The organism is Herbaspirillum huttiense (assembly GCF_047300815.1).
In the GTDB taxonomy this organism is placed as follows: domain Bacteria; phylum Pseudomonadota; class Gammaproteobacteria; order Burkholderiales; family Burkholderiaceae_D; genus Herbaspirillum; species Herbaspirillum huttiense_A.
Genome location: NZ_CP178608.1, coordinates 1,100,055 through 1,115,301 on the forward strand (window position 1 = coordinate 1,100,055; position 15,247 = coordinate 1,115,301).

The 15,247-nt window shown below is 63.6% G+C and carries 13 protein-coding genes; 4 read left to right on the plus strand and 9 right to left on the minus strand.

Going from position 1 to position 15,247, the window contains the following annotated elements:
• Positions 1–60 precede the first annotated feature (60 nt).
• On the minus strand, positions 61–894 hold the full coding sequence (locus ACLRDN_RS05055; protein ID WP_413459235.1) for an alpha/beta hydrolase: 834 nt from the start codon (positions 892–894) through the stop codon (positions 61–63).
• A gap of 45 nt (positions 895–939) precedes the next feature.
• On the minus strand, positions 940–1,854 hold the full coding sequence (locus tag ACLRDN_RS05060) for a LysR substrate-binding domain-containing protein (RefSeq protein WP_413459236.1): 915 nt from the start codon (positions 1,852–1,854) through the stop codon (positions 940–942).
• A gap of 244 nt (positions 1,855–2,098) precedes the next feature.
• On the opposite strand from ACLRDN_RS05060, the gene ACLRDN_RS05065 reads away from it, so the two are divergent.
• The 4 genes from ACLRDN_RS05065 to maiA are packed head-to-tail and all read left to right on the plus strand — an operon-like array spanning position 2,099 to position 6,797.
• Positions 2,099–3,442: an MFS transporter gene (locus ACLRDN_RS05065; RefSeq protein ID WP_413459237.1), complete on the plus strand. Its 1,344-nt coding sequence runs from the start codon at positions 2,099–2,101 to the stop codon at positions 3,440–3,442.
• Positions 3,439–4,776 (plus strand): homogentisate 1,2-dioxygenase, encoded by a 1,338-nt coding sequence (hmgA, locus tag ACLRDN_RS05070; protein WP_413459238.1) that lies wholly within the window; start codon positions 3,439–3,441, stop codon positions 4,774–4,776. Before ACLRDN_RS05065 ends, hmgA begins: the two co-directional genes overlap by 4 nt.
• Positions 4,773–6,119 (plus strand): fumarylacetoacetase, encoded by a 1,347-nt coding sequence (fahA, locus tag ACLRDN_RS05075; RefSeq protein ID WP_413459239.1) that lies wholly within the window; start codon positions 4,773–4,775, stop codon positions 6,117–6,119. The genes hmgA and fahA overlap by 4 nt, the downstream gene beginning before the upstream one ends.
• A gap of 30 nt (positions 6,120–6,149) precedes the next feature.
• Positions 6,150–6,797 carry a maleylacetoacetate isomerase gene (gene maiA / locus ACLRDN_RS05080; RefSeq protein ID WP_413459240.1) on the plus strand — a complete coding sequence of 216 codons (648 nt, stop codon included), beginning with the start codon at positions 6,150–6,152 and terminating at the stop codon, positions 6,795–6,797.
• A gap of 4 nt (positions 6,798–6,801) precedes the next feature.
• On the opposite strand, the gene ACLRDN_RS05085 is transcribed toward maiA, so the two are convergent.
• The 7 genes from ACLRDN_RS05085 to ACLRDN_RS05115 all read right to left on the minus strand — a co-directional run bounded on the left by ACLRDN_RS05085 (position 6,802) and on the right by ACLRDN_RS05115 (position 15,198).
• A complete protein-coding gene (locus ACLRDN_RS05085) occupies positions 6,802–7,257 on the minus strand; it encodes a MaoC family dehydratase (protein WP_413459241.1) in 456 nt (151 codons plus the stop codon).
• 83 nt (positions 7,258–7,340) lie between these two features.
• Positions 7,341–8,009: a hypothetical protein gene (locus ACLRDN_RS05090; protein ID WP_413459242.1), complete on the minus strand. Its 669-nt coding sequence runs from the start codon at positions 8,007–8,009 to the stop codon at positions 7,341–7,343.
• 224 nt (positions 8,010–8,233) lie between these two features.
• Positions 8,234–10,255: a flagellar filament capping protein FliD gene (fliD, locus tag ACLRDN_RS05095; RefSeq protein ID WP_413459243.1), complete on the minus strand. Its 2,022-nt coding sequence runs from the start codon at positions 10,253–10,255 to the stop codon at positions 8,234–8,236.
• Positions 10,256–10,570: 315 nt separating this feature from the next.
• Positions 10,571–11,065, minus strand: coding sequence for an Lrp/AsnC family transcriptional regulator (locus tag ACLRDN_RS05100; RefSeq protein WP_081486017.1), 495 nt, complete (start codon positions 11,063–11,065; stop codon positions 10,571–10,573).
• A gap of 143 nt (positions 11,066–11,208) precedes the next feature.
• On the minus strand, positions 11,209–12,585 hold the full coding sequence (locus ACLRDN_RS05105; protein ID WP_413459244.1) for an aspartate aminotransferase family protein: 1,377 nt from the start codon (positions 12,583–12,585) through the stop codon (positions 11,209–11,211).
• Between the two features lie 179 nt (positions 12,586–12,764).
• Positions 12,765–13,667, minus strand: a complete 903-nt coding sequence (locus ACLRDN_RS05110) for a GNAT family N-acetyltransferase (protein WP_413459245.1) — start codon at positions 13,665–13,667, stop codon at positions 12,765–12,767.
• Between the two features lie 49 nt (positions 13,668–13,716).
• Positions 13,717–15,198, minus strand: a complete 1,482-nt coding sequence (locus tag ACLRDN_RS05115) for an NAD-dependent succinate-semialdehyde dehydrogenase (RefSeq protein ID WP_413459246.1) — start codon at positions 15,196–15,198, stop codon at positions 13,717–13,719.
• Positions 15,199–15,247 lie beyond the last annotated feature (49 nt).

Genomic DNA, 15,247 nt, shown 5'->3' on the forward strand with positions numbered 1-15,247 from the left:
TCTCCTCCAGCATCCCGCCACCGGGATGTAAAGTGGCTTGGGGGGCATCGGCGAGATCGATTACCCCAGCATCATTTTCAACATGCTCTGCGTCAACCCGCTCCCGGCATCCGCCGCCACATCCACCACGCTCAGGTGATGCTGCTGCGGCAGCGCCACCACTTCCACGGCGTGTCCCGACTGGCGCAGGGCGGCGGCGTAGAAGTCGCGCTGGCGCAGGAATTCGGCGGACTCCTGTTCACCTGCGCACAGCAGCGCCTTCACGCCCTCGGGCATGGCCAGCAATTGCGGGCTGGCCTGCTGGGCATCCGAGGGCGAGAGGTGCAGTACTTCGTTCAGATAGGACAGCCGCACCGGTTCCAGGTCATAGATCCCGCTGATGCCGCACACGCCGCGCACGGGTGCCGCACCCAGCGAAGCAATCAGCGCGGCCAGGTGCGCACCGGCCGAGTGGCCCATGAGCCAGATCGCATCCGGATCGAAGCGCAGCGCCGCGGCCTTGGCATACAGCAGGCGCAGCGCCCGCCCGCAGTCGGCGGCGATGTCGCCCATGCGCACCTGTGGGGCCAGCCGGTAATTGATGAGGGCCACGTTGATGTCCTGGGCCAGGTAGGGCACGGCCAGCTGGCTGAACTGGTGCTTGTCCAGCGAGCGCCAGTAGCCCCCGTGGATGAAGACCAGCAGGGGCCGGCCATTGCTGCGCCCGGGAAAGAAGTCGAGCGTCTGCAGTGCATCCTCGCCGTAAGGCACATCGGTCAGATGCGGATGCGCTTGCCGCGCCGCTTCTCCCTCGCGTGCAAAGCGGTCGAAATACGCCTGGAAATCCTTAATGCGCAGGCGCACGTTGTACTGCTCGTCCAGCGCCTCGCGGTCATAGTCGCGGTAGATGTTCATGTTGTCTCCCCGGCCTTCCGGCCACAATCGTTGTCCTGCCCGGATTCATTCCGCAAAGTGCGCCGAGATCATGTTGCGCAGCCAGACATTGCCTTCGTCCTGATTGTAGCGGCGATGCCAGAACATGTTGGTCTGCAGCGCCGGCAGGCGCAGCGGCGGTTTGATGTAGCGCAGTCCGAAAGGCGCGGCAGCACTCTCGGCCAGCTTGCGCGGCACCGTCACCACCAGCGCCGTGGTGCTGACGATGTAAGGAACCGCCGTGAAATGCGGCACCCGGAAGCGCACGCTGGGCAGAACGCCCGCCTTCTCCAGGTTCTGGTTGATGCGATCATAAGGACTCTCCAGCGAAGACACCATCAGGTGCTCGGCCGCCAGGAATTCCTTGAGGCTGACTTCGCCGCGCTTGTCCAGCGCATGGCCGATGCGGAACATGCTCACGTATTCCTGGCGGAACAGCCGCCGCTGGTACAGCGCCTCCGACAGGTTGTCGAACGCGCCGATGGCCAGGTCCACCCGGCCGGCTTCCATTTCACTCTTCAGGTCGATGGCCCCGGCACGTACGGTCGACAGGCTCACCCCGGGGGCGACCTCGGCACAGGCCTCGATCAGGCGCGGCATGAAATACACCTCGCCTACATCGGTCATGGCAATCGTGAAGCGGCGCTCGCTGGTCTGCGGCGCAAAGCCTTCCTGCAGGTTGAGAGCACGGGCCACCTGTTGCAGCGCCGCAGCCACCGGCTCGGCCAGCTGTTCGGCAAAGGGTGTAGGCTGCATGCCTTGCGCCGTGCGCACGAACAGCTCATCGCCGAAGCTGCGCCGCAGCCGCGCCAGCGCATTGGACACCGCAGGCTGCGACAGCCCCAGCCGCCGGGCGACCGAGGAGATCTGGCGCTCCTGGAAGACTTCCTGGAATACCACCAAGAGGTTGAGATCGATGTCGCGCGGTTCGATGAGGGCCATGGTCAGCTCTGCAGCAGGGCAAACGTGTGCACTGCAATATTCATGAAATGAATGGATCGTATTTTCGTATTTATATCGTAAAAGAAGGGCGATTGCACTACAGTGACGTCGCGATAACACCATCAAGAGCCGCGCGGCATCGCCAGCGCACACGGCCAAGCAATCTGCCATTCTCAGCTGCACCGGCCCATGGATGGCAGTCAACACAACTAAAAAAACGTAAAGACAGACGAGGAGCACGACAATGAGTATCCACGCAAGTGGCGCTCTCCCCACGGTCCATGTGGACCAGGTGGTGGAGCAGGGCCGGTTCGGCACTTTTCAATTCGGCCTGCTGCTGCTGTGCGGCCTGTGCCTCATCATCGATGGTTTCGACGTGCAGGCCATGGGCTATGTGGCCCCGGCCATCATCGCCGACTGGGGCGTGAGCAAGGCCAGCCTGGGACCGGTATTTGGTGCCGGCCTGTTCGGCATGCTGCTGGGCTCGCTGGTGCTCACCCCGGTGGGTGACCGCTACGGGCGCCGTCCGGTGCTGATCGCCTCGACCCTGTTCTTTGCGGTCTGCATGCTGGTCACACCGCTGGTCACTACCATCGATCAGTTGCTGATCGTGCGTTTCATCACCGGCTTCGGCCTGGGCAGCATCATGCCCAATGCGATGGCGCTGGTCGGTGAATACAGCCCCTCGTCCTCACGTGTGACCCGCATGATGCTGGTCTCCTGCGGCTTTACCGTGGGCGCTGCGGCCGGTGGATTCGTGAGCGCAGCGCTGATCCCGGCGCACGGCTGGCATGCGGTGTTCTGGGTGGGCGGTGCAGTGCCGCTGGTGCTGGGCCTGGCGATGCTGGTCTGGCTGCCGGAATCGATACAGTTCCTGGTGCTGCACCGTCGTGCGCGCAGCCAGGTGGCACGCTGGCTGCGCAAACTCGATCCCGCCATCCGCATCGATGACAAGACCGAGGTCGTGGTCAAGGAAAGCAAGGCCGAAGGCATGCCGGTAGCGGCGCTCTTCCGCGATGGCCGCGCGGCTGTCACCGTGCTGCTGTGGTTGATCAGCTTCATGAACCTGATCAACCTGTACTTCCTCTCCAACTGGCTGCCTACGCTCATTCGTGACGCCGGCTATTCCACCAGCATGGCGGTGCTGATCGGCACCTCGCTGCAAGTGGGCGGCGTGGTCGGAACGCTCACCCTGGGCCGCTTCATCAACCGCTTCGGCTTCACCCGCGTGCTGGGCACCTGCTTCCTGCTGGCCTGCGTATCCATTGCGTTGATCGGCAAGGTGGCGGCCATGCCGGTACTGCTGTTCGTGGCGGTGATCGTGGCGGGCTTCTGCATCGTGGGTGGACAACCGGCCGTCAATGCGCTGGCGGGTACCTTCTACCCGACCACGCTGCGCTCCACCGGCATCGGCTGGGCGCTGGGCATCGGCCGCATCGGCTCGGTGGTCGGGCCGGTCATCGGCGGCCAGCTGATCGCGCTGCAGTGGAGCAATGGTTCGCTGTTCATCGCAGCGGCGGTGCCGGCGCTGATTTCGGCGCTGACCATCGCGCGCCTGCATCGTACTTCCCGAGGAGTGTCTGCATGAATACCGTCACCGATTCTTCCGTCAGCCATCACGTGCAGACGCGCGGCTACCAGTCCGGCTTCGGCAATGAGTTCGCCACCGAGGCCCTGCCGGGCGCCTTGCCCGCGCACCAGAATTCGCCGCAGCGTGCGCCCTATGGCCTGTATGCCGAGCAGATTTCCGGCACCGCCTTCACCGCACCGCGCGGGCACAACCGCCGCTCGTGGCTCTATCGCATCCGTCCGGCAGCGGTGCATCATCCATTCGAGCCGATGGAACGCGGTCTGCTGGTGAGCCACTTCGACGATGTCGCGCCGCCGCCCAACCAGTTGCGCTGGGACCCGCTGCCCATGCCGACGGTGCCCACCGATTTCGTTGAAGGCCTGGTCACCATGGCCGGCAACGGCTCGCCGCAAGCCCAAAGCGGTTGCGCCATCCACCTGTATGCCGCCAATTGCTCGATGACCGATCGCTTCTTCTATTCGGCCGATGGCGAACTGCTGATCGTGCCGCAGCTGGGCCGCCTGCAATTGCGTACCGAACTGGGCGTGATCGATATCGAGCCGCAGGAGATCGCCGTCATCCCGCGTGGCGTGCGCTTCCAGGTGCGCCTGCCGGATGGCGAGGCACGCGGCTACCTCTGCGAGAATTTCGGCGCGCTGCTGCGCCTGCCTGATCTTGGTCCGCTGGGGTCCAACGGCCTGGCCAATCCGCGCGATTTCGCCACGCCGCACGCCTGGTACGAAGACCGCGAGGGCGACTTCCAGCTCATCGCCAAATTCGGCGGCCATCTGTGGCAGGCGAAGATCGGCCATTCGCCGCTGGATGTGGTGGCCTGGCATGGCAACTATGCACCCTACAAGTACGACCTGCGCCACTTCAACACCATCGGCTCGATCAGCTACGACCATCCCGATCCCTCGATTTTCCTGGTGCTGCAGTCGCAGAGCGATACGCCCGGCGTGGATACGATCGACTTCGTGATCTTCCCGCCGCGTTGGCTGGCTGCTGAAAATACCTTCCGTCCGCCCTGGTTCCACCGCAACGTGGCCAGCGAATACATGGGCCTGATCACCGGCCAGTACGATGCCAAGGAAGGCGGCGGCTTTGTGCCCGGCGGCGGCAGCCTGCATAATTGCATGAGCGGTCACGGACCGGACGCGGCCACCTTCGAGAAAGCCAGCCGCATCGATACCAGCACCCCGAACAAGGTCGACCACACCATGGCCTTCATGTTCGAGACCCGCAACATCCTTTGCCCGACCCGTCACGCCCTGTCCGCGCCGACCTTGCAGCGCGATTACCAGGATTGCTGGCTGGGCATCCAGAAGAACTTCAATCCGGAGCGCGCATGAGCCTGCCTAGCCTGACACTGAACGAAACCCATGACACTTCCCTGCGCAGCTGGGTCCAGAGCGCCAATGCAGAAAACAGCAGCTTCCCGATCCAGAACCTGCCTTACGGCGTGTTTCGCCGCAGCGGCAGTGAAGAAGCTTACCGCGCGGGCGTGGCCATCGGCGACCAGATTTTGGACCTACCGGCCGCGCAGGCTGCAGGCGCCTTCTCGGGCTTCGATGAAGCCACGCGCACGGCTGCCCATGCCGCCTGCAGCGGCAGCAGTTTGAATGGCCTGATGGCGCTGACTCCGACTGCATGGTCGGCGCTGCGCCTGGCGCTGTCGCGTCTGCTTCGCACGGGCTCGGCACACCAGTCTGAACTGGCTGCCTGCCTGGTCCCGCAGGCCCAAGCCCAGTACGACGTGCCGGCCGTGATCGGCGACTACACCGACTTCTACACCTCCATCCACCACGCCACCACGATCGGCAAGCTGTTCCGTCCGGACAATCCGCTGCTGCCCAACTACAAGTGGGTGCCCATCGGTTATCACGGCCGTGCTTCTTCCATTGGGATCTCGGGCCAGCAGTTCCGACGTCCGGTGGGCCAGACCAAGGCCCCCGATGCGGACTTGCCCACCTTCGGCCCCTGCAAGCGGCTGGATTACGAACTGGAACTGGGCATCTTCATCGGCGGCGGCAATGCCCTGGGTGAGCCGGTCCCGATGACGCAGGCCGAGGACAAGGTGTTTGGACTCTGTCTCTTGAACGACTGGTCCGCACGCGATGTGCAGGCCTGGGAATACCAGCCGCTGGGCCCCTTCCTCTCGAAGAGCTTTGCGTCCACCATCTCGCCCTGGATCGTCACGCTGGAAGCGCTGGCTCCGTACCGTTGTGGATGGACGCGTCCGGCGGAGGACCCGCAGCCGCTGCCTTACCTGGATGCGCCGACCCTGCGCGAGAGCGGTGCTGTTGACATCGAACTGGAAGTGCTGATCCAGACCGCGGCCATGCGTGAAGCGGGCAGTGCGCCAGAGCGGCTCTCGCTGGGCAATTATCGGGATGCCTACTGGACCGTGGCGCAGCTGGTCACGCACCACACCGTCAATGGCTGCAACCTGCGTCCGGGCGACTTCTTCGGGTCGGGTACCTTGTCGGGCCCGGCACCGGACCAGGCCGGTTCCCTGCTGGAACTGAGCGGTGGCGGCAAGTCGCCCCTGACCCTGGCCAATGGCGAGAAGCGCGTCTTCCTGGAAGATGGGGATACCATCATCCTGCGCGCAGTGGCGCGTCGCGATGGCTTGCCCAATATCGGTTTCGGTGAAGCGGCCGGCACCGTGTTGCCTGCCCGCAGCCTGGCTTGATCTGATCGTCTTTCTTGAGGAAGCAAGCGCATGACTACCCTCTACAGCTATTTCCGCAGCTCGGCCTCCTATCGCGTGCGCATCGCCCTGAACATCAAAGGCGTGGCTTACGAAACGGCGGCCGTGCATTTGTTGAACCAGGGCGGCGAGCAGTTGCTGCCCGCCTTCACGCAGTTGAATCCGCATGCGCTGGTGCCGGTACTGGCCGACCAGGGCAAGCTGCTCACGCAGTCGATGGCGATGCTGGAGTATCTGGAAGAGCGCTATCCGACCCCATCGCTGCTGCCGGGCGATGCATTCGCACGGGCGCATATCCGCGAACTGTCGCTGGCCATTGCCTGTGAAATCCATCCGCTGAACAACCTGCGCGTACTGCGTTATCTCAAGCACACGCTGGCGGTGGAGGAGGCACAGAAGACGGCCTGGATCCAGCACTGGATCAAGCTCGGTTTCACGGCGCTGGAGCAGCAACTGGCGGCCGATACAACACGCGGCCACTTCTGCGTAGGCGATGCACCGACCATGGCCGATTGCTTCCTGATCCCGCAGATCTTCAATGCGCGCCGTTTCGAAGTGGACATGGCGCCTTACCCGACGCTGTGCGCCATCGAGGCCGCCTGCAATGCGCTGCCCGCTTTCGAGCAGGCGCATCCGGCGCAGCAGCCCGACGCCGCCTAAGCCTTCAGCCCGGGCTGCGGCGCGGCACCAGCAGGTTGCCGGTCATGATGAGCACGGCTTCGTCGTGCTGGTTGTAGGTGGTCACGCGATGGTTGAGGAAACCCTGCTGCGGTTTGGATTGCGAAGTCTTGATGCCCAGCACTTCGGCTTCCAGTCGCAGCACGTCGCCGGGACGGGTCGGACGCGGCCAGCGGAATTCATCGAAGCCGGCACCGATGATGCCGCCCTGGATGTGCAGGGTATCGACCAGCAGGCGCATGGTCAGCGCGGCAGTATGCCAGCCGCTGGCGGCCAGTCCGCGGAAGAAGGTCTGCTGTGCTGCCGCTTCGTCGAGGTGGAAGGGCTGGGGGTCGTATTGTTGGGCGAACTGCTTGATCTCTTCGGCGCTCACGGTGAGCGTACCCGGCGAGCGGAACACCTGGCCGGGCTGGAAGTCATCGAGGTAGTTGAGGGTGGTCACTGAGTCTCCATTCCTGGTTTGCACGCTGTAACGCGCTTGTTGTCGTCATGAGGCAGGTAGCCAGTATAACGATACAGCGCCATCTATGGACGGGCGGCCAGCCAGGTGGTGATTTGCTGGTGCTGGTGCATCCAGCGGAAGGTCGGTGGCGAACGCCATGCAATCAGTTGGCCGATCAAGCGATATTCTGCCTCCAGAGCACGATGGAATATCGGCTCGTGATGGGCGATGCGGTTACGCAATTGCCGGATCGTTTCCAGTGCATCATGGATGGTCTTGCGGTGTTGTGCCACGGAGAGTTTCGGGTCCAGGTGCGGAAAGACCCGTCGCAGGTGCGGATTCCATAGCCGTCCGTCATGCCGTGCCGCGAACATGCGCTGCCAGAAGACGAACTTGAGTTCCGCAATCACTTTGCCCGTCTGCCCGATCGGTAGTCCTTCGCGGGCCTTGGTCAAATCATGGCGCGCCCCGTAGCCGACAGAGGTGGCAGGCAAGCTTTGCTCAAAGGCGAAGGCCCATGGCCATGCAGCACCGTATTTGGCTCCAAGTGCATCGTCCACTGCATTGCGCAGCACGACTTCACACAAGTGCAGGGGCATCAGGAAGGCAGCGGAGACCTGTGCGTTCCACAGATAGAGATTGAGGGCGGCAGGGTCGTCCGGCCCGTGGCAGCGGGTGGCGGCCGCGTAGGTCGAGATGCGGGCGGGCGAGAGTGCCCGGTGGATTTCCGCTATCTGTGCCTGAATTGACATCGCACCCGTTAACCCCTATAGTCGCCACGCGAGCCCCGGGATTTGTTAGCGCAAGCTTCCCCCCGAGGACACACGAAAGTTTAACGACGAACCCCGCTGACAGCGGGGTTTTTCCATTGGGCTTCGGATAAAGCGGAGCAACTTGGGATTTATTCGATGCAGCGGTGACGTGCAGACCTGTGTCACCGCTTCCTTGGCCACGCCATTCGGCGCGGCCCTGCTCATCACGACGACTTGGACAACTTCGCCAGCTGCTGCGTCAGGTAGCTCTGCCGCGACTGCATCGTCGCCAGCGTGACGTTGAGCCGGTTGAACTGGTTGGTGTAGTTGTCCTTCAGGGTTTGCAGCCGGTCATTGGCCGCCGTCTGCTGGTCGGTCACGATCTTGAGGCTGTCCTGCAGACCTTTGGTTTTGCTGGCCAGCGTGCCACTGTCGCTGAGGATGCCGTCGAGCACCTTCTGCAGCTTGGGCACCACGCCCGAGGTCCCGGTGAAGAGCTTGCTGACCGCGTCGAAATCCTTGTTGCCGGCCGTGGTCAGCTTGGTGGCGTCCAGCGCCAGCGTGCCATCCTTCTGGAAGGCGATGCCGATCTGCGACAGGTTCATGCCGCCGTCATCCCCCAGCGCACCCAGCATGGTGCTGCGGATCTGCGTCATCATGTTCAGCACCGAGGACTCGGAGGCCAGCGGCGAGCCTTTACTGGCCTCACCCTTGGTGGTGGACGGGGTCTGCTTGGTCAGGTTGGTGATGGCCTTGGCCAGGTTGTTGTAGGCGGTGACGAAACTGTTGGCGGCCGTCGAGAGCCCGCTGGTGTCATTGGCAATGGAGAGCGTGAAGTTGTCCGCCGAGGTGGTGACCTTGGCCAGGTTCAGCGTCACGCCCGAGATCGCATTGCTGACCTTGTTGCTGGTGCTGGTCACGGCCACGCCGTCGATGGTCAGCTTGGCGTCCTGTGCCTTGGCCAGTTGCCCCATGCTGCTGCCGGAGAGGTCCGCATAGTCATTGCTGCCGACCAGTTTGACGGCATCCGTGCCGGTGGGCGTGAGGACCAGATGGTCCTTGCTGCCGTCATTGCTGATGCTGGCAGTCACGCCCGTGTTGGCGTCGTTGATGGCCTTCATCACGTCGTTCAGGCCAATGGCGCCACTGCCGTCCAGATCGGTCGGGGTGATGGTGAAGGACTTGCTGCCCACCTGCAGCGCCAGGCTGCCGCTGGCATAGGTCTGGTTGGTCGCCACGCCGGTGGTGGTGACGGTGCCGCTGGGGTCGAAGTTGAACACGGCGAAATTGCCCGTGCCGCTCACCCGCAGGTTGTTGGCCGCGCCGCTGTCCTTGGCGGTCAGGACCAGGTGATCGTTGGTGCCGTCGCTGACGATGGCCGCATTGACGCCCGCATCGCTGGCATTGATGGCGTCCCGCACGCCGGCCAGGGTATTGGTCTTGGGCTGGATCAGCGTGGTCGAGCCGTTGCCGGTCTTGATGGCCAGCACGCCATTGTCGAACGTCGTGCCCGGCACGATGCCGGCCGAGCTGACCTTGACGGCCTGTGCCAGCTGGGTCACGCCGATGCTGTACTTGCCGGCGGCCGCCTTGGTGGCGTCGCGCGGGGCCTGGATCTGGGTCACCGAGCCGGCCACGGTGGGGTCATAGCTCAACCCCGAGAGCGAATTGTTGGCCGTCACCTTGATGGTGTTGGCGGTGCCGCCGGTATTGGATTCCAGGACCAGATGGTCACCGCTGCCATCGGTGACGATGGAGGCGGTCACCCCAGCCTTGGAGGCATTGATGGTATCGCGCACGCCCGCCAGGGTGGCATTGGCCTGCAGCGTGATGAAGGTGGGCGAGTTGGTGCCGATCTTGATGGCAATCGAGTCGCCGGCATTGAAGGTGGTGCCGCTGGCGTAGCCACCGGATTTGAGCTTCTGCGCCAGGACCTTGGTCGAATCGTCGCTGTTGGCATCGGCCGTGAACGGATCGGTGGTCAGGTTGGTGCCGGTTCCCGCATTGGACACGGTGGTCTTCTGGGCGCTGAAGCTGGCCGCCGTCATGGTCTTGAGCGAGCTCTGGTAGCTCGACAGCGCATTCTTCAGTGAACCATAGGCGGAAATGAGCGTATTGAAGCCGCTCTCCTTGGTCTTCAGCGGCGTGAGCTTGGACTTGCTTTCGACTGCGATGAGCTGGTTGACCAACGTCGATACGTCTAACGGACCGGCCGATGTCGAGATCGTCCCCGTGGAAGTTGCCATCTTGACCCCTGGATGATGATGATTTTCTTATCTTTTGGGAAACTGACGCAGTGTCAGTGACTCGTGAAGGTTAACGGCAGGTCTTTACAAAAGTAAAGGGGAGTTTGCTGACCAAACGTGGGGTTTTTAGGGGATTTTTGTGGAGATTCGATGGAGAAGCCGCAGGCCGGGCTGCCCACGATGCTCAAATGTAAAGAAACGGCCACGCCCCGGCAGGCTGGAGAGCCCCGGGGGACGGCGCTTGCGGGCGAAGTGAAGGAGTTTGCAGGGAAGTGAGCAGGCAGCCCCCGTCGGCGGGGAGGGGGCTGCGCCGTCTCAGGTCTGGATGAACTTTTCCAGCGGATAGTGATGCTTGATGAAGGGCGACTTGATGACGATGTAGCTGAAATACTTCTCGATGCGCAGGTTCTGTTCCAGCAGCGACTCGATCACGCTCTGGTAATGCACCACGCTGCGGGTCATGAACTTGAGCAGGTAGTCATAGCCACCGCTGACCAGGTGGCATTCGATGATTTCATCGACGTTGCGGATGGTGGCCTCGAACTTGGCGAAGTCTTCGCGGCGATGGTCCGACAGCGTCACTTCGGTAAACACGATCTGGACGTCGGCCAGTTTCTCCAGCCGGATATAGGCGCCATAGCCGCTGATGTAGCCGGCTTTCTCCAGGCGCTTGACGCGGATCAGGCAGGGGCTGGGCGAGAGGCCGACGGCGTCGGCCAGGATCACATTGGTAATGCGGCTATTTTGCTGCAGGTGACACAAAATCCTCAGATCGATCCGGTCCAGTTTCAACGCGCCATTAGTCATCATGTTGCCTCGGGTTATTCGACTCAGCCCGCCGGCGCTCCTGGCATGGCGTGCACAGGGAGGGCCGGCGGGATGTAGCAGGGCATTTTAACCCCTCCTGCCGTGATTTCCCCATCGGGCAGGGGGCATTGCTCGCGCTGGCGTGCTCAGCGCAAGGCCGCGCGCACCTCGGGTTGGGCCAGCACCTCGTCGAGGATGGCCCGCAGGCGCGCAAACATCAGCGCGAAATCCTCTTGCGTGTAGCACAGCGCGGGCGCAAAGCCGAGGATGTTGTCGCCGAAGGCGCGGAACACCAGGCCGTGGCGATAAGCCACCTGGAAAATGCGCTCATGCAGCTTCAGCTCGGGGGCAAAGCGTGCCTTGGTCTGCTTGTCGGCCACCAGCTCCAGTGCGCCCAGGAGACCACGGCTGCGTGCATCGCCCACCAGCGGATGATCGAGCAGGGCGCGCAGGCCACCGGCGAAGACTGGTTCCAGGCGCCGGCCGTTTTCCAAGAGACCGCCTTCTTCATAGAGCCGCAGGACCTCCAGCGCCACCGCCGCACTGACCGGATGCGCCGAGTAGGTCTGGCCATGGCCGACCACGGTGCTCATCGGTGCGCCATCGGCAATGCCGTTGTAGACGCGGTCCGACATCATCACCGCGCCCATGGGCGCATAGCCGGCGGTCAAGCCCTTGGCCATGGTCATCAGGTCGGGCTGCACGTCTTCGTCCAGGCAGGCGAACATCGGGCCGGTGCGGCCAAAGCCGGTGATGACCTCATCCACCACGAACAGGATGTCCAGTTGATTGCAGGCCAGCTGCATGGCTTTCAACCAGCCCTTGGGCGGCACCACCACGCCACCGGAACCCTGGATCGGTTCGCAGAAGAAGGCGGCCACATTGTCCGCGCCCAGTTCGGCGACCTTGTCGCGCAGCGATTGCACCGAGGCCGCGATGATCGCTTCATCGCCCTGCAGCTCGCTGCGGTAAGGGTAAGGCGAGGGCAGGTAATGCTGGGTCGGCAGCGGCAGGTTGAAGTGGTAATGGAAATTGGGCAATGCAGTCAGGCCCGCGCCCACCGAGGACGAACCGTGATAGCCACGCTGCAGCGAGATGAAATGCTTTTTGGTCGGCTTGCCGATGGAGTTGTGATAGTGCGTGATGTAGCGAATGGCCGCATCCACCGCATCGGAACCCCCCAATGTGAAATACACGTGTTTCAGCGAAGCCGGGCTGATGTCCACCAGCTTCTTGGCCAGCAGGATCGCCGGTTCCGAGGCGAAATGGAAATAGCCGGTGGCATAGGGCAGGCGCTGCATCTGCTCGGTCGCGGCACGGATCACGCTCTCCTGGCCATAGCCGGTGTTGACGCACCACAACCCCGAGAAGGCATCCAGCAACTGCTGGTCCTGGTGATCGGTCAGGTAGGCACCCTGGCCGGACTTGAGGATGATGGGTCCCAGTTCTTCATGCTCGCGGAAGCTGGCAACGGGGTGGATCAGGTGGCTGCGGTCGAGCGCGGCCAGGGCGGAAGTTTGCATAGAGGTGGACTCGCTGAAGATGCGTTGAACAAGGCCGTGCAGGCAAACGGCACAACCGGCATGTGTTCTATCCTATGCCCCCGGCCTCGCAGGCGATGCGCAAGATGCGGGGCCGAAAAAGCATCTTCATGGGTTTTGCGCGCTGCTGCGGCATTTTCTGCGGCAGCAGCGCAAGCGCCTCAGCCCAGCGCCTGATTGACGATGGAAAACAGCTGCATGCCCGCATCACGTACCGGCGGCTCACCCTTGCACATGCGCGTGACGTGGTCCACGCAGGTCAGGCCCAGCTTGTCGAACCAGGCTGGCAGGCCGCTCGATTCGAACACATCGATGCGGATGAAGGAGTCCGAATAAGTATTGATCCAGTGTGCGATCAATCCCTTGGCGCGTTCCGCGTCGGGGGCGACCACCGGTCCGATCACGCGGCCATGGCCGAAGCGGCGCACCAGCGCAAAGCCCAGCATCTCGCCATCGCGGTCCAGTGCCACGCCCTCGGACATCTCCAGCAGGGCCAGCAGCAGCTTGCTGCGATCCATGCCGGTGGCCTGCGCATCCAGTTCCAGCAGGCGATGCACATCATTCTTGCCCATCGGCCGCACGCGCTCGCCCGGTGGCAGCGACACCAGCACCGGCTGCGCTGACGATCCCTGGAACTGGTGCAGCACATCCTGCTGCACGAAACCCAGTTGCTTGTAGAGCGGCATGCCGGCCGCCGTCGCGTTGACGATGAGGCTGCGGCCATTGACCTGGCTGGCCGCATGCTGCATGAGCCGGCGTCCCAGGCCGCGTCGCTGCAGCTCGGTCTGCACCAGCAGCATGCCGATGACGGCGTGCTGCTCGCCATAGGTGGTGCAGACCACGCTGCCGACGGTGCGCAGCGCAGCGTCCGAGGCGGTGTTTTCCAGCAGGTAGCCTTGCCCCATCTGCAGCAGGAAATTCCAGTCTTCCAGCCGGTGCGGCCACTTGAAGCGCAGCGAGAGCCGGTGGCAGTGGCCCAGGTCATCCGTTGCAATCGGCCGCAAGAGCAGGTCGGGCAAGGGCTCGCGGGCGGTCTCGGGCTCGTGGGTGGACAGCGCGGGCATGGTGGCTCCTGTTGGTGTCAGTGAGAGGGGCAGCAAGGCCGGGGAGGACTCAGAGCTGGCCCTGGCAAACGTATTTGGTGTGCAGGTAATCATCCAGGCCATGCACCGAGCCTTCGCGGCCATAACCGGATTCCTTCACGCCGCCGAAGGGCGCGGCTTCGGCGGCCAGCGCACCTTCGTTGACGCCCACGATACCGCTTTCCAGCGCATCGGTGACGCGATGGATGCGGCGCACGTCGGTCGAATAGAAATACGCCGCCAGGCCGAAGGGCGTGGCATTGGCGGCGGCGATCACTTCCTCTTCCGTGGAGAAGCGGGTCACCGGTGCCACCGGTCCGAAGGTCTCTTCGCAGCTGCATTGCATCTCACCGGTGACGTTGGCCAGCACGGTCGGCGCATAGTAGTTGTCGCTCTCGAAGCCGGGGCCCTGCAGGCGCTTGCCGCCGGTGATCACGCGCGCACCGCGTTCGATGGCATCGCGCACGTGCTGGTCGATCTTGCCAATGGCGCGGGCGTTGATCATGGGGCCGATCTGCGAAGCCGGATCGGTGGCCGGGCCGACCTTCAGTGCGGCCACGCGCGCACCGAGCTTGGCCACGAAGTTTTCATAGACCTTGTCTTGCACGTAGATGCGGTTGGGGCTCACGCAGGTCTGGCCGCCATTGCGGAACTTGGCGGCCATCACGCCATCGATGGCGGCGTCGACATCGGCATCGTCAAAGACGATGAAGGGCGCATTGCCGCCCAGTTCCAGCGAGAGCTTCTTCAAGGTATCGGCCGAATGGCGCGCCAGGTGCTTGCCCACGGCGGTCGAGCCGGTGAAGCTGATCTTGCGCACGCGGCCATCGGCCAGCCACACATCGACCACTTCCGGTGTGCGCTCGCGCGAGGCGGTGACGATGTTGATGACGCCAGCCGGTACGCCCGCTTCCAACGCCAGGCGGATCAGCGCCAGCGACGTCAGCGGCGTGTCCTCGGCCGGCTTGCACACCACGGTGCAGCCGGCGGCCAGGGCCGGGGCGATCTTGCGGGCGATCATCGCCGCCGGGAAATTCCACGGCGTGATGGCCGCCACGACACCCACCGGTTCCTTCAACGCCATCATGCGCCGGCCGGTGACCGGCGCCGGGATGATGTCGCCATTGGCGCGGGTGGCTTCTTCACCGAACCATTCCACATAGCTGGCGGCATAGGCCACTTCGCCCTTGGCTTCGGCCAGCGGCTTGCCCTGCTCGCGCGAGATCAGGCGGCCCAGGTCTTCCTGGTGCGCCAGCAGCAGATCGTTCCAGCGCTTGATGATGGTGGCGCGCTGCTTGGCCGGCGTGGCACGCCAGGCCGGGAAGGCGGCCACAGCCGCATCGACGGCGGCACGCGCGTCAGCGGCGGTGCCGTCGGGCACGGTGGCAAACACCTGGCCGGTGGCCGGGTCAGTCACGTCCAGCACGCGGCCATCGGCCGCAGCGCGCCAGTCGGCGCCGATCAGTTGGGCGCCGGGCATCAGGTCCTGGCGTTGCAGAGTCAGAGAGGTCATGGTGAGCATTCAGCAAAAGTTAATGCAACTATCAACGAGCATTCAATAA